General features: G+C 73.8%; 14 protein-coding genes. 4 read left to right on the top strand and 10 right to left on the bottom strand.

Annotated elements, in window-relative coordinates; genetic code table 11:
- Positions 1-38: 38 nt before the first annotated feature.
- From ATL51_RS08800 to rraA, 3 genes are all read right to left on the bottom strand, one after another.
- Positions 39-575, bottom strand: a complete 537-nt coding sequence (locus ATL51_RS08800) for an SDR family NAD(P)-dependent oxidoreductase (RefSeq protein WP_208622951.1) — start codon at positions 573-575, stop codon at positions 39-41.
- A 225-nt stretch (positions 576-800) separates the two neighbouring features.
- Positions 801-1,745, bottom strand: coding sequence for a hypothetical protein (locus ATL51_RS08795; RefSeq protein ID WP_167409979.1), 945 nt, complete (start codon positions 1,743-1,745; stop codon positions 801-803).
- 148 nt (positions 1,746-1,893) lie between these two features.
- Entirely contained in the window at positions 1,894-2,391 is a 498-nt protein-coding gene (rraA, locus tag ATL51_RS08790) for a ribonuclease E activity regulator RraA (protein ID WP_100880586.1), read from the bottom strand.
- Between the two features lie 267 nt (positions 2,392-2,658).
- On the opposite strand from rraA, the gene ATL51_RS08785 reads away from it, so the two are divergent.
- Complete coding sequence (locus ATL51_RS08785) at positions 2,659-3,825, top strand: MmpS family transport accessory protein (RefSeq protein ID WP_100878283.1); 1,167 nt, start codon at positions 2,659-2,661, stop codon at positions 3,823-3,825.
- A gap of 37 nt (positions 3,826-3,862) precedes the next feature.
- Here ATL51_RS08785 and ATL51_RS08780 read toward each other — a convergent pair whose 3' ends face one another.
- The 4 genes from ATL51_RS08780 to ATL51_RS08765 form a co-directional block, all read right to left on the bottom strand.
- Complete coding sequence (locus tag ATL51_RS08780; RefSeq protein ID WP_100878282.1) at positions 3,863-4,354, bottom strand: inorganic diphosphatase; 492 nt, start codon at positions 4,352-4,354, stop codon at positions 3,863-3,865.
- Between the two features lie 92 nt (positions 4,355-4,446).
- A complete protein-coding gene (locus ATL51_RS08775) occupies positions 4,447-4,890 on the bottom strand; it encodes a hypothetical protein (protein ID WP_100878281.1) in 444 nt (147 codons plus the stop codon).
- 9 nt (positions 4,891-4,899) lie between these two features.
- Positions 4,900-5,775, bottom strand: a complete 876-nt coding sequence (locus tag ATL51_RS08770) for an alpha/beta hydrolase fold domain-containing protein (RefSeq protein WP_208622950.1) — start codon at positions 5,773-5,775, stop codon at positions 4,900-4,902.
- Positions 5,772-6,293, bottom strand: a complete 522-nt coding sequence (locus tag ATL51_RS08765) for a phenolic acid decarboxylase (RefSeq protein WP_100878280.1) — start codon at positions 6,291-6,293, stop codon at positions 5,772-5,774. Before ATL51_RS08765 ends, ATL51_RS08770 begins: the two co-directional genes overlap by 4 nt.
- Positions 6,294-6,351: 58 nt before the next feature.
- On the opposite strand from ATL51_RS08765, the gene ATL51_RS08760 reads away from it, so the two are divergent.
- Together ATL51_RS08760 and ATL51_RS08755 are read left to right on the top strand one after the other, a co-directional pair.
- Entirely contained in the window at positions 6,352-6,786 is a 435-nt protein-coding gene (locus ATL51_RS08760) for a MarR family transcriptional regulator (protein ID WP_301548955.1), read from the top strand.
- Positions 6,787-6,902: 116 nt separating this feature from the next.
- Positions 6,903-7,499 carry a hypothetical protein gene (locus ATL51_RS08755; RefSeq protein ID WP_167409978.1) on the top strand — a complete coding sequence of 199 codons (597 nt, stop codon included), beginning with the start codon at positions 6,903-6,905 and terminating at the stop codon, positions 7,497-7,499.
- A 9-nt stretch (positions 7,500-7,508) separates the two neighbouring features.
- Here the strand turns inward: ATL51_RS08755 and ATL51_RS08750 are convergent, their stop codons facing one another.
- On the bottom strand, positions 7,509-8,861 hold the full coding sequence (locus tag ATL51_RS08750) for a spinster family MFS transporter (protein ID WP_100878278.1): 1,353 nt from the start codon (positions 8,859-8,861) through the stop codon (positions 7,509-7,511).
- An 87-nt stretch (positions 8,862-8,948) separates the two neighbouring features.
- Positions 8,949-9,701 (bottom strand): YoaK family protein, encoded by a 753-nt coding sequence (locus ATL51_RS08745; protein WP_100878277.1) that lies wholly within the window; start codon positions 9,699-9,701, stop codon positions 8,949-8,951.
- A gap of 130 nt (positions 9,702-9,831) precedes the next feature.
- On the opposite strand from ATL51_RS08745, the gene ATL51_RS08740 reads away from it, so the two are divergent.
- Positions 9,832-10,299 (top strand): hypothetical protein, encoded by a 468-nt coding sequence (locus ATL51_RS08740; protein WP_100878276.1) that lies wholly within the window; start codon positions 9,832-9,834, stop codon positions 10,297-10,299.
- 73 nt (positions 10,300-10,372) lie between these two features.
- Here the strand turns inward: ATL51_RS08740 and ATL51_RS08735 are convergent, their stop codons facing one another.
- Positions 10,373-13,444: a DUF3427 domain-containing protein gene (locus tag ATL51_RS08735; RefSeq protein ID WP_301548954.1), complete on the bottom strand. Its 3,072-nt coding sequence runs from the start codon at positions 13,442-13,444 to the stop codon at positions 10,373-10,375.
- Positions 13,445-13,513: the final 69 nt, after the last annotated feature.

Genomic DNA, 13,513 nt, shown 5'->3' with positions numbered 1-13,513 from the left:
GATTTGTCGACGACCGGCAGGAGGCCCGCCCCGGTGGGTCAGGGCGTGGCGGCCGGAGCCGGCCAGACGACGCGGTCGTCCTCGGCGTAGTCCTCGCACCGGACCCGCAGCGCCGCGGTGACCTGGCCGGGGGCGTCCGCCCCGACCAGGAGCCGGAACGGGCCGTCGGGCGCCTGGACGTGCCGGCGCAGGGCGTCGACCGCCTCCGCGACGGGCGCCCCGAGCGGCCCCTCGGCCCGCCACGGCACCTCGGCCGTCCCGAAGAGCTCGCGCCGCAGGTCGTCGTAGACGGCGGACGGGGTCGCGAAGTGCATCCCCGCGCCGGCCCAGTCCGTGTCGAACCCGCCGAGCTGGGCCACGGAGACGCGGACACCGAACCGGGCCACCTCACCGGCGAGCGCCTGCGAGAAGCCCTCCAGCCCCCACTCGCCCGCGTTGTAGAGGCCGAGGGTCGGCATGGCACCCACCGCGCCGGTCGTGGAGATCTGGATGATGTGTCCCGCTCCGCGGGCGCGGAGATGGGGCAGCACCGCCTGGGCGACCGGTGGCAGCTGCGGACCGGGGCGCTCGACCACGCCTACGCCTACGCCTACGCCGTCGTCCGGCGCGCATGCCGCGCTCTCGCGCCCGTGGCTCCGTTGCTGCCACGGTTTGTCCCCGCGATCCGGGCCCGGTGCGCCTCGACGGCGTCCCACCTCACCATGCGCGTAGTAGATCGGACGGGACCTTCCGGCGGTAGCCCAGCGGTGGTCACGGGCACAGGCCACTGGCTCGGCGCGTCGGGACCTGGGCGGAACACCTCAGTCGCGAGTGGAGGTACGGCGCAGAGCGATCTCGGAAGCGGTGAGGAGATCCGCCACCGCGGTGACCTCGGCGGAGAGACCGGCGGTGCGGTCCACCTCGTCGTCTGCTCCCGGGTCGCGGCCGGTCGGGGCGTCGTGGAGCAACTTCTGCCGCAACCGTCGCTCCTCCGCCCGGCGGCTCTTCTCGATAGCGTCCTCCGCAGCCATCCGCTCCCGGTGCTGCGTCAGCCGCGCTGATGCGTCGAGGACCTCGGTCAGGTGGCCTTCGACGGCGTCGAGGCGCCGTGTCTCGTCCGCGAGATCGGCCAGCGTCGTTCTGGCGATGTCCTGCAACGCCTCGTGTCCCAGTGCGGCCTCGGCATCGCGACGCCGCCGATCCACTGTGAGGCAGCGTCCGGCGCCCGACCAGAGCAGGACAGGCAGCTGTCGGGCGGTGTCGATCGTCCGGTCCTGCCACGGCGTGGTCACCGCGATCTTCCCGGCAAGGACGCACAGCCGCCACGCCGCGGCGTCGTCGGGTGTCACGACATACGACCGCGGCTCACGTAGCCGTCTGGTTTGTGCGAGGGCGCGCTGGTCGGCTATCCGGTGGATTGCGCGAATGCTGGGGCGCATCAGCAACGGCACTGCGATCAGGAGGACGACCACGCCGAAGAGGAACGGACCCGGTCCCGTCCCTGTGATCATCACCAGGACGACACCGATTAGTGCGATCCATCCGAGAGCCACCGCGGCCCGTTCCGCGACGCCGGTCCGATACGGGGGAAGAGTGGCCGTTCCGTCGGACCGTACGCCGAGACCGAGCGTCGGATCCGCCACCACGAACCAACCGCGCTGGTTCCCGGGGGTGCGGAAATGCGCGATAGAGGGGAAGAAGGGGACCGTCTCCCGCTCAGGAATGTCCTCTGACCACCATGCTCGTTCCCGAGGGTGCATCGTCACTGCATTCGCCTCACCGCCGCGCCTCATGCGGCGCCTGGGGGCGTCGCAAGGCCGATCTTGGCGGGCGCCGGGCCGTGATTCCGCACGAGACTGCGAAGTCTCATTAACTCTGATGATGTCGGCGGCCGGTGCCGGGACAGCCGGCACCTCACCGCGCGACGACGACGATCCCGTCCTCGTCGGAGTAGAGGATCCCGCCCGGGGTGAAGTCGACCCCGCCGAACGTCACGGTGCCGTCGACCTCCCCGGCCCCGGTCCTGCTGCTCCTGCGGGGATTCGTGCCCAGCGCCTTGAGGCCGAGGGGGAGCGCGGCGAGTGCCACGCTGTCGCGGACGACCCCGTTGACGACGATCCCGGCCCAGCCGTTGGCCACCGCCAGGCCGGCGATGACATCGCCGATGAGCGCGCAGTGGGTCGAACCGCCGCCGTCGACGACCAGGACCGCCCCGTCACCGGGGCCGTCGAGCGTGGCGCGGAGCAGGGCGTGGTCGTTCTCGCACCGCACGGTCCGCACGGGACCGCCGAAGCGGGAGTGTGCGCCGAAGGAGCGGAACTGGACGTCGCAGGAGTGGACGGCGTCGCCGAGGTCGTCGGCGAGGTCGGCGCTGGTACGGCGGCCCAGGAGGAACTGCGGGTCGATCGACATGGTGCCCACTCTCGTCCGGACCGGGCCCGGTGCCAGCGGGGGGTCCGGCGCGTCCGAACGGGGCGGCGGAAGGGCCGAACGGGGCCCCCGCTCTGTGACCGTGACCGCGCTCCGTAACCGGCGCGCGTCCGAATCGTTGAACCGGCACGGCTACCAAAGGGGGGCGTCGTGCCAGGACCGAGATGGGACCCGGACTCGGGTCGCTGGGTGCTCGGGGACGAGTCGTCCCCGGCGCCCCGACGTGGACGTCGCCGATCGGTCGAGGTGATGGACCGGTCGGACGACGTCGTCGAGGCGTCGGCCCGGGACCTCTCACCCGAGGACCTCGTCGCCGGGATCGTCTTCCCGTCCGCCCGGGAGCCCGAGCCCCGGCCGGCCGCGCCCCGTGGCCGTCCCCGGTCGATCACGGAGCGTGACGATCTGGCCCGGCCAGGAGCGGACCGGGCCGACCACGGCTCCCGGCGCGGGCGTCGCCGCGTTCCGGAGACTCCCGGACCGGACGCGCTCTCGACCGATCGGCACCCCGGGGGTCCGTATGCCGGGGAGCCGCGCCCGAGCGCGACGACTCCGCCCCGGCCGCTCCCGGTGCGCCGGCCGCCGGCGGTCGCGTCGCCGCCCGGGTACGACCACGGCGGTCGTCCCCGGCACGGCGGACGGCGTCGGGCCGAGGACCGCGACGCCGGGCCGTACGGCGTGGACGGGTTCGCGGTCGCCGGACCCGGCGACACCACCGCCCCGTGGGACGGCCCGGAGGCCGGACCGGGCCCCGACCCCCGCGACGGCCGGGCCCGGCCGGTGGACCCGCACGATCTCGGGTACGACCCGCGCGACCTCGACCTCGACCTCGCTCCCGACGGGGACGGAGCGGAACCCGACCCGGCCCCCGGTCCCGACGACGTCGTCGAGGACCCGCCGCGCCGTGGGCGCCGCCGCGCCGCGCAGGAGGACCCCCGTCGACGCCGATGGCCGTGGGTCGTCGGCGTCGCCGCGGCGGCTGCCGCGGCCGTGCCGATCGGTCTCGCGGTGTTCGGTGGCACCGGGGACGAGACCCCGGCGGCGTGGCGCGAGGGCTCGGTCGCGTTCGGTGCGTCGACCGGTGGCGGCCAGCCCGGCGTCGTCCCGGCCACCGAGGTGTCCGCGGCACCCACGGCACCCACGGCACCCGCGGCGGCCCAGATCACCTACGAGGTCACCGGGTCCGGCTCGGGGGTCACGATCACGTTCGGCCGCGGCACCTCGGTCGCCCAGGTCTCCGGCACGGATCTGCCGTGGGAGCGCACCGCCCCGGCCGCCGGCGAGCCCACCGACTACTCGGTCACCGCCGCAGGCGGGTCCGGTGAGCTCTCCTGCCGGATCCTCGTCGACGGCGCCGTGATCTCCGAGGAGTCGGCCGACGGCGACTACTCCGCGGTCTCCTGCAACGGACGCCGCTGACGGCGGGCGGTCACCGGGGCCGCCCGTCCCGGAGTGCTCAGTGCGGCGTATCCCGGAACCGCTTCCGCGACGCCTCCAGCTCCGCCTCGGCCGCCGCCCGGTTCGCCCAGTCGGCGCCCTCGACGCTCTTGCCCGGCTCCAGGTCCTTGTAGATCTCGAAGAAGTGCTGGATCTCCCGGCGGTGGAACTCGGGCAGGTGGTGGATGTCGCGCAGGTTCTCCAGACGGGGGTCGTGGGCCGGGACGCAGAGCAGCTTGTCGTCGCCGCCCGCCTCGTCGGTCATCCGGAACATGCCGATGGTGCGCACGAGCACGAGGACGCCGGGGAACAGCGGCTCGCCGGTGGTGACGAGCAGGGCGTCGAGCGGGTCGCCGTCCTCCCCGAGGGTGTCCTCGACGAAGCCGTAGTCGCCCGGGTACTGGGTCGCGGTGAACAGTGTCCGGTCGAGCCGGATGCGCCCGGACTCGTGGTCCACCTCGTACTTGTTGCGGCTGCCCTTCGGCACCTCGACCAGCATGTCGAACTCCACAGGGTCCTCCTCGACGCGGCAGCGGAACGGCAGGTCCAGTCAGTACACGGTCGGCCGCCCCGATGCACGTCCCGGCGCGCCGGACGGCCGGGTCAGGGGCGATTCGGCTCCCACGACTCCCATGCGGAGAAGTCGCCGAGCCCGGCCCGGGTCAACCGTCGGGCGAAGGCGAACAGCGCCGGGCAGTCGTCCGGGTACACGTCCAGGGACTCGCGCAGCTGCGGCCCCAGGCACGGCAGGTCGGTGAACAGTCGTCGCGTCCACACGGTGCGCACGGCGTCGTCGGCACCGGTCAGGGGGCCGAGATCACGGACCCCGGTGAGCAGCGCGACGAGGGCGTCGTGGACGGCGACGGTGCGGGCCGCGGCGGCGACCTCGCCGAACCCGGCCCAGGCCAGCTCCTCCAGACGGTCTGCCGGGCCGTCCCGGTGGGCCCGGAACGGCGCGGCGAACCGGGCCACCGCGGTGTCCCGGTTCGCCCGTCCGTCGATGAGGTCGGCCACCACGTCCCGGAACAGGACCGCGTCCTCCATCATGGGACGAGCCTAGGCGCCCTGGTGCGCCCCCCGGATGTGCGCTGCCAGCCGGGCCCGGACGTCCGCCACGACGCCCGGAGGGCCACCGCGCAGGTCGTAGGCGTGGTCGGCGCCGGGGACGTCGATGTGTTCGACCAGCGCACCGGCCGCCCGGAGACGGTTCGCGTACCGGACGGCCTCGTCGCGCAGTGTGTCCAGCTCGGCGGTGACGACGACGGCCGGCGTGATTCCGGTGAGGTCGGCGTCGTCGCCCGGAGCGGCCGGGGAGGCCAGCGGGTTGCGGGCCGCCTCCGGCGCCGGGAGGTAGGCGGCGTTGAACAGCCGGGAGATCCGCGGTCCGATGAGGGGCTTCGCGGTCCGCGCCCGCTTCGTCCCGGGCTCGCCGGCGAGGTCGAGGGGCGGGTAGTGCAGCACCTGCAGTGCGATCCGGGGTCCGCGGCCCGTGGCGAGGACGTGGCGTGCGGCCGCGGCGGCCAGACCGCCGCCCGCGCTCTGTCCGCCGACCGTCAGGCGGCCTCCGTCGCCGCCGTGCGCCGTCTCCGGGGCTGCGGCCCAGGCCAGGACGTCGAGCGTCTGCTCGACCGCAGCCGGGAACGGATGCTCGGGAGCGAGGACGTACTCGACGTCCAGCACGGTCACTCCGGTCGCGGCGAGTGTCCGGCACCATTCCTGGTCCTGGTGACGGCCGGGCAGGACGTAGCCGCCACCGTGCAGGTTGACGTGCACCGGGCTCCCGTCCCCGCCGGGGTACACCGTCACCGGAGCCGCACCGTGCCGGGTGGGCGCGCTCAGCGTGCGGGTCCCGGCGGGCGCGACCCGCGACCGTGGTCCACCGGGCGCGTGGCGGAGCAGTCCGATCGCGGCCCGCACCAGCAGCGGATTCACGCGTGCACCCGGTCGGATCCGGGATCGGTGCGCGCGGCGAAGCCGGGGGGCAGCTCGTCGGGGCCGACGGCGATCACGGTCTCGTCGTCGACGCCGACGAACTCGAACAGGGTGATCTCGGCGAACTCGGGGATCGTCTCGATCGGGTGGGTCGGCCCCGCGTCGCGCAGCTCCCGCATGCGGTCGAGGTGGTCGTTCTGGAAGCAGACGGTCTCCGTGCCGTCGTCGGCGATCCAGCGCGGGAAGAAGATGGTGCCGTGCAGACGCCGCCGGGCCGGCATCACGCAGACCACGACCGAGGTGCCGGTCGGCTCGTTCCAGGACAGCTTGTAGACGCCCTCGTCGAGCCGGACCAGGTCCACCTCCTGGTCGCGCACCCAACGCCCGCCGACGTGACCACTGTGGATCCGGTAGTCGATGGTGTGGTCGTTCTTGACGTACATCTCGTACTGCCAGCCGGTGTCGTAGGTGTAGATGAACCGGTGCCCGACGACGGCGGTCAGATCCTCTTCGTCCATGGCGATAGTATTGCAACAAAACTATTTTGTGAGCAATGCGTCGTGCGACACTGCCCCGGTGACGACGACCGCCGCGCTGATCGGCCGCGAGCTCGGCCCGCTGCGCCGGACCCTGCTGCGCCGCACCCGTATCGCCGCCGATCTGCCGGACCTGTCCGAGGCCCAGATCGAGCTGCTCCGCACGCTGGCGGCGGAAGGGCCGCTCGCGCCGAGCGAACTGGCGGCGGCGCTGCATCTGGCACGGTCCACGGTGAGCAACCTGCTGCGCACGCTGACCGCCGCCGGATTCGTCGAGCGGCGGGCGGGGGCGAACCAGCGGACGGTGGTCGTCGCCGTCTCCGCGCGCGCGGCCGGGGCGCTGGAACGCTACGACGCGGCGGCCGAGGCCCTGCTCGGTGCGGCGCTCGACCGCCTCGCCCCCGCCGAGCGCGCCGCCCTGGCCGCCGCCGCTCCTGTACTGGCCCGGCTGACCGGCGCGCTCGACGCCGGCTGACCCCGCCTCCTCCCTGCGATGGAGACACGGATCGTCCTCCGGACCGATTCGCCGGGCCGCGCCGACGGGCAGGCTCGCAGGTGTCCGTCCCCGAGCCACCGGCGAAAGGCCCCACGATGACCACCGAGAGCCCGGCCATGGTCCGCCTGCGCGACGCCGTCGGCCGCACCGTCGCGGCCGGCACCGCCCGTGCCACCCTGCTGATGGACATGTCCGGGACCCGCGCCGTGGGCGAGGCGCTCCCGCGGCGGCGGCGCCCGCTCCCGGCCCTGGCGCGGGCCGTCCTGCGCCGGGTGCCGCGGGAGGTCGTCACCAGCGGAGTCCTCGACCTCACCCGGCGCCGCGCCATGGTGGGCCACGACCACATCGCGTTCGTGCAGATCGAGGACCGGGTCTGGAGCGGCCGGCCGGGCCGTCGGCTCGACCGGCTGGGCCTCACCGATCCCGGCCGGATCGTCACCCCGCTGGCGGCCTTCGACCGGCTCGCCGACGTCACCGAGGCCCACGACCACGGCGTCGTCGCCGACCGCGGCGAGCGGTGGCGACGGCTGACCGTCACCACCGGCGACGGTGAGCCGGGCGAGGTGTGGCTCGACGGCGCTCACGTGCGCCGGATCCGGCTGCCCGAGCAGCGCCAGGACTCGACGACGGTGACGCTCGACGCGTTCGGCACCGACGTCGACGACCGCGACTGGACCCGGCTGCCCGGCTGAGAGCCCGGGTCAGCCGGCGGCCGCGGTCATCCGCTCGTTGTCCCGGCGCACCGTGCGGGCGGCGAGGAACAGCCCGGCCGACGCGATCGCCATCGACAGCGGCACGATCACGGCGAGGGCCTGCCGCAGCCCGTTCGCCGCGGCGTCGGCCGGGCTCGCGCCCGCGGCGAGGGCGTCCGCGGCGAACGCGTCCGACAGGGCACCGGCGATCACCGGCCCGACCGCGCCGCCCAGCAGGTAGAACGCGGCGAAGAACACCGCCGTCGCCGTCGACCGCAGCCGCGGCCCGACGACGTCGGCGACGGCCGGGTAGGCCGAGGTGTAGTAGAGGTACTGCAGCAGCCAGCCGGCGCCGAACAACACGACGAACGTGCCCGTCGCCTCCGGTCCCACGGACAGCGCGAACCAGGTCAGGGGGACCGACACCAGCGTCGCCACCGCACCGACCAGCACCCGCGCACCCGTCGAGCGGCGGGCCGCCCGGTCCGACACCCAGCCGCCGACGAGCAACCCGGCCAGCCCCGTCACGCCGACGACGACGCCGGTCAGCACCGCCGCCCCGGTCAGGGACGCACCGAAGTAGCGCTGGAACAGCGGCACGGTGAACGTGTTGACCGAGTAGGCGGCGAGGTTCGCGCCGATCCCGGCGACGATCAGGAACCACATCGTCGGGACGGCCAGGATCCGCCGGAACGGCCGGTCGACCGGAGCCGGCGTCGCCTCGACCGTGGTCGTCGACGCCGGTTCGGACGCCCCGCGGCGGGGCTCGCGCACCAGGAAGAACCCGGCCGCGATGAGCAGCCCGGGGATCGCGGCCAGCACGAACGGGGCCCGCCACGTCCCGAACGCCTCGGCGATCGCACCGACCGAGAAGTAGGCGAGCACGAGCCCGACCGGCAGCCCGAGCTGGAACAGCCCGAACGCCCGCGCCCGCCTCCCCGCCGGGTAGAGGTCGGCGATCGTGGAGTTCGCGGCGGGCGCGTAGCTGGCCTCACCGATACCGACGCCGACCCGCATCAGCAGCAGCGAGACGTAGTTCCAGGCCGCGCCGCTCGCGGCCGTCAGCAGGCTCCACGCGACGATGCCCCACCCCATGATCCGGGCCCGCGAGCGGTGATCGGCGAGGCGCCCGAGGGGGAGCCCGCACAGGGCGTAGACGACGGTGAACGCGGCGGCCAGGACGCCGATCTGCAGGTCGGAGAGCCCGAACTCGAGTTTGACGGGCTCGGCGACGATCGCCGGTACGGCCCGGTCGTAGAAGTTGAACGTGTTGGCGGCGAACAGCAGCGCCAGCACCCGGCCGGCGTTGGGGGCCTGTTCGCCCTGCTCGGTGGGCAGGAAGCGTTCCCGTTCGGTCGTCATGTGACCCCCCGGTCTCGGCGTGGCCGCACCGTTGCGGCCACGCCGGTCAGACTGCCCGACGGGGACGAATCCGTCACCGTCCACGGCTCACGCCCCGGTCGGGGCCACCACCATCGACCGGGTCCGGTCCGCGGTGTGGTCGGCCGGGCGCAGCCCGACGGCGCGCCGGGAGCGCACCGTGGCCACGGCGAGCACCGTCGCGGCCGCGACCAGGGCCACCGGCACCGCGACCACTCCGACCGGGAGGACCCGGTGCAGCGAGCCCGTCGCGGCGACGGCGAGCACGAAGACCGCGATGCGGGCGCCGGCGCCGGGGTTCCAGCTGCGCCCGGCCGGGTCGACCATGCCCGACACCCAGTTGGTGACGACCCCGGTGAAGTAGTTGGTGGGGGTGCCGGCCGGACCGATCCGGCGCAGCGCCGCCCCCTGCAGTCCCATCGCCAGCGTCGCCGTCCCGATCATCGGCTCCACGGGGAAGGCGTGTCCCGGCCCGCCGAGCAGCCACGCGAGGCCGAACGCGGACAGGACCGCGAGCTCCAGGCCGAGCGTGACACCCACGGCGCCCCGGGCCGGCAGTCTCCGCTCGGCCAGACCCGCCGTCACGGTGCCGGCGACCAGGCCCAGCACGTAGCCGCCCAGCGCCCAGGCCGCGGGGGCGAGCGCCCCGACCGACCCCAGCCCCCGGCCGAGCGCGACGAAGCTACCGGTCATGGCGCTGACGACCACGTCGTGGAACGCCGTGAACGAGGCCCCGTCCAGGGCGCCCGCCGCCGCGGCCAGCAGTAGCGGCACCGCCGCGAAGATCCGGGCCGTCTGCTTGTCATGATCTGTGGCGAGCACGGCGGCAGCATTCGGCCGTTCGGCCTAAGGCGACGCTAAGCGGTGGGCAATGATCAGCTCGCCGCCCGGCCGAGTCCCCGCCCACCCGGCCTGCGCGGTGTGCGGAGGACTCGGATGGTTCGATCACCCCATGCTGCGTGCCGAGCGGACGAGCGTATGGCGCCGCGACTACGAGTTCACACTGGACGGCGCGCCGGTCAGCACCTTCAGCTCGCACTGGTGGCGCTCCGGCGGGCAGATCCAGGTCGAGGGCCGCGAGTACCAGATCGGATCGACCGTCTGGGGCAGGACCTACACGATGACCGACTCCGCAGGGACCGTCGTCGCCACGGCGGAGCGGGCTGGTCGCAAGCACTGGACCGTCACCGCCGACGGCCGGTCCTACCGCTTCCGCCGGGCCTCGGTGTGGAGCTCCGAGCAGCACCTCGTCGAGGGCGACCGGACCGCCGGGACGATCCGGAAGTCGAGCTGGTGGCGCGGCGGGGCCGAAGCGGCCTTGCCGGGTCTGAGCCTGCCGGCGCAGCTGTTCGTCGTCGCGGTCGTGCTCTCGGTGTGGGAGCAGCAGAACGCGGCCGCCGCGTCGAGTGGGGGAGGCTGAACCGGTGGGGGAGTCTCCGGACGGATCTGTCCCCGGCCGGCGGTGCCGCCTCCGGCACGATGCCCGCTCCGGGTCAGGACGCCACGACGCTCGCCGCCCGGAACGTCTCACCCGGCATGGGGCGGCGCAGCTTCCAGGTGATCGCGATCGGCTTGCTGCCCTGGTGGGAGACGTACCGGCAGGCGCCGAGGCACAGGAACGGCGCGCCCGGGCCGATGTCGTCGCCGGGGGAGTCCCGGACGAACAGCACCACGTGGCTGCCCTGCTCGGCGTGGGTCAGGTAGCGCCGGCCCATCCCCGTCTCCGGGGAGGCCGCGTTCTGCGACTCCCAGTGGAAGAGGTCCGGCTGCAGCGCGAAGTCGCGGTACATCGTGGTGGGTGAGAAGTCGCGTTCGGTCTTGTGCAGGTTGACCAGCAGCGCGTCGACCCGGGTCTGCTCGGCCCACACCACCCCGGTGGCGTGCCCCGATGCCTTGCGCGTCATCGACGCCCAGTCCAGCGCGGCGAGGATCTCCTCCCGCCGGTAGTGGGCGTGGCTGTGCAGCGGCACGTGCTGCAGTCCCTCGCCGAGCGAGCGCGGCAGGTGCCGGGCCTGATCGAGGGTGAACGCGGTCAGCTCGCCGATCTCGGCGCACACCGCCGGGTGGCGGCGGAGGTGGTCGATCCCGGCCTGGTAGCTGTCGAAGCCCCCTCGATCGGGCCAGAGCTGGAAGAACAGCATCCGCGCCAGCCACCGTTCGCGGGCGGTCAGCTCGGCGTACGCAGGGCCCGCCGGGTCCGCGACCCGCGCGTAGACCGCGGCCCGCTCCGGGTCGTCGACATGGGTGAGTGCGGCGAGCCGGCGCAGCAGCACGGTCTCGTCCGGGCCGGGACCGGCGACGGTGAGTCCGGCATCGCGACGCAGCATCGTCCAGGAACCCTTGCCGCGGTAGACGTCGGCCAGCTCGCCGCCGGACTCGTGCAGGTAGCGGGCCAGGGCCGACTCGCCGTGCGAACGGACGTCGGCGATGAGGTCCCTGCGGGACAGGCGGAGCCGGCTGCGCACGTTGGCCAGCACGATGTCGCGGGCGACCGGGTCCAGCACCATCGCCGAGCCGGACGGCAGGAACGGGAAGCCCTCCTCGACGTCGCGGACGACCCCGGCCCGGCTGCTGCCGGTCAGTGCGCGGAAGCGCAGGTCGAACCGGAACTCGCGGCGGTGCTGGCCGATGAAGTCCAGGACGGTGAGCACCGCCTTGTCCGGAGCGCGTCGCAGCCCGCGGCCGAGCTGCTGGAGGAACACGGTCGCGCTCTGGGTGGGGCGCAGCAGCAGGACGGTGTCGACCTGCGGCACGTCGAGCCCCTCGTTGAACACGTCGACGGCGAACAGGCAGTTCACCCGACGGTCTCGCAGCCGCCGCAGGGCGCCGTCACGGTCGTCGCGGGCGGTCTGCCCGGTGACCGCCTCACTGGGGATGCCGGCCGCGGTGAACACCCGCGCCATGTACTCGGCGTGCGCGACCGAGACACAGAACCCGAGCGCCCGCATCGCGGTCACGTCGGTGACCTTGGCGCGGGTCTCGCGGACGACCTTGGCGGCGCGGGCGTCGTTACCGGTGTAGAGGCCGTCGAGGGAGGTGGTGTCGTAGCTGCCGCGCTTCCACTCGATCCCGGTGAGGTCGACGTCGTCGGCGACCCCGAAGTAGTGGAAGGGCACCAGCAGGTCCGCCGACAACGCATCCCACAGGCGCAGTTCGGCGGCGGTACGCCCCTCGAAGAACAGGTCACGGACGTCGACGCCGTCGGAGCGTTCGGGGGTCGCCGTCAGACCCAGGAACTCGGCGGGCCGCAGGTGGTCGAGCAACGCGCGGTAGGTGGGCGAGGCCGCGTGGTGGAACTCGTCGATCACGACGACGTCGAAGTGGTCGGACGGGATGTTCTCCACCCCGTAGGACGCCAGTGACTGCACCGAGGCGAACACGTGGTTCCAGCGCTGCGGGCGGTCTCCACCGACGTAGGTCTCGCCGAAGGCGCCGTCGGCGAGCACGTTGCGGTAGGTGCGCCGGGACTGGTCGAGGATCTCCTTGCGGTGCGCGACGAACAGCAGCCTCGGGTGCGCGTGGCGCAGCCGCGCGTAGTCCAGCGCCGCGACGACGGTCTTGCCGGTCCCGGTCGCGGCGATGACGAGGTTGCGGTGCCGGTCGTGCACCTCGCGCTCGGTCGCGAGGGCTTCGAGGATCTGCTCCTGGTGCGGGAACGGGCGGACCTCCAGCCCGGACAACGGGGTGGTGTCGTCCTGGTGACGGCCCAGGGCGTCGGCGAGACGCTGGGAGTCGGCGGGCAGGTCCGGGTCGTAGGAGACGAAGTCGGGCGCAGCCCAGTAGGAGTCGAACGTCGAGGTGAACTTGCGGATCAGCTCCGGCGTGGCCACCGAGGACAGCCGGACGTTCCACTCCAGACCGTCGACCAGGGCGGACCGCGACAGGTTCGAGCTCCCGACGAACGCGGTGTCGAAGCCGGAGTCCCGGCGGAACAGCCACGCCTTCGCGTGCAGCCGGGTGGTCGCGCTCGCGTAGGTGACCCTCATCTCGGCGCCGTGCCGCCGGACGAGTTCGTCGACCGCCCGCTGCTCGGTGGCGCCCATGTAGGTGGTGGTGATGACCCGGAACGGGACGCCACGCTCGTGCAGGACGTCGAGCTCGGTCTCCAGGAGCCGGATGCCGTGCCAGCGGATGAACGCGCAGAGCAGGTCGACCCGGTCGGCGCTGGACAGCTCGGACTGCAGCGCGGTGTGCAGCTTCGGTTCGCCGGCGGCGTTGGTGAACAGCGCCGCGTCCGACAGCGGGGTCAGGGGACGCCGGACCTCGTGCACCCCGGGTGCGATCTCCCGGGTGAGCGCGATGAGCTGCTGCAGGTCGGCGGAGAGCTGTTCCTCGCGCTCGACCTGGGCGAGCAGCCGGTTGACCAGCGCGACCCGCTGCTCCGGATCCCGGTCGGCCAGCGCCTGCTCGACGACCCCGGCCACGTGCCGGGACAGCACCCGCGGCTGGGTCGCCTCCTCCACCTCGTCCCAGCGCGGGGTCAGGTCGCCGACGGCGGCGAGGGCGGTGTCGAGCCGGGCGGTGCGCAGACGTTCGTGCGCCCCGGCGCGCAGGGGTTCGCTCACGCCGTCAGCGTGCCGGGTGACCCCGGCGGACACGCGGCCGTCGCGCATTGTCGCCGGCCAGCCGGCGTG

Source organism: Pseudonocardia alni (assembly GCF_002813375.1).
GTDB lineage: Bacteria > Actinomycetota > Actinomycetes > Mycobacteriales > Pseudonocardiaceae > Pseudonocardia > Pseudonocardia alni.
This window is presented reverse-complemented; position numbering and strand designations above follow the sequence as displayed.

Coding starts and splice junctions, on each gene's coding strand:
- rraA (WP_100880586.1), bottom strand. CDS start 2,391: ATGTCGATCGACCCGCAGTTCCTCCTGGGCCGCCGTACCAGCGCCGAC.
- ATL51_RS08785 (WP_100878283.1), top strand. CDS start 2,659: ATGGACCGGTCGGACGACGTCGTCGAGGCGTCGGCCCGGGACCTCTCA.
- ATL51_RS08775 (WP_100878281.1), bottom strand. CDS start 4,890: ATGATGGAGGACGCGGTCCTGTTCCGGGACGTGGTGGCCGACCTCATC.
- ATL51_RS08765 (WP_100878280.1), bottom strand. CDS start 6,293: ATGGACGAAGAGGATCTGACCGCCGTCGTCGGGCACCGGTTCATCTAC.
- ATL51_RS08755 (WP_167409978.1), top strand. CDS start 6,903: ATGACCACCGAGAGCCCGGCCATGGTCCGCCTGCGCGACGCCGTCGGC.
- ATL51_RS08750 (WP_100878278.1), bottom strand. CDS start 8,861: ATGACGACCGAACGGGAACGCTTCCTGCCCACCGAGCAGGGCGAACAG.
- ATL51_RS08740 (WP_100878276.1), top strand. CDS start 9,832: ATGCTGCGTGCCGAGCGGACGAGCGTATGGCGCCGCGACTACGAGTTC.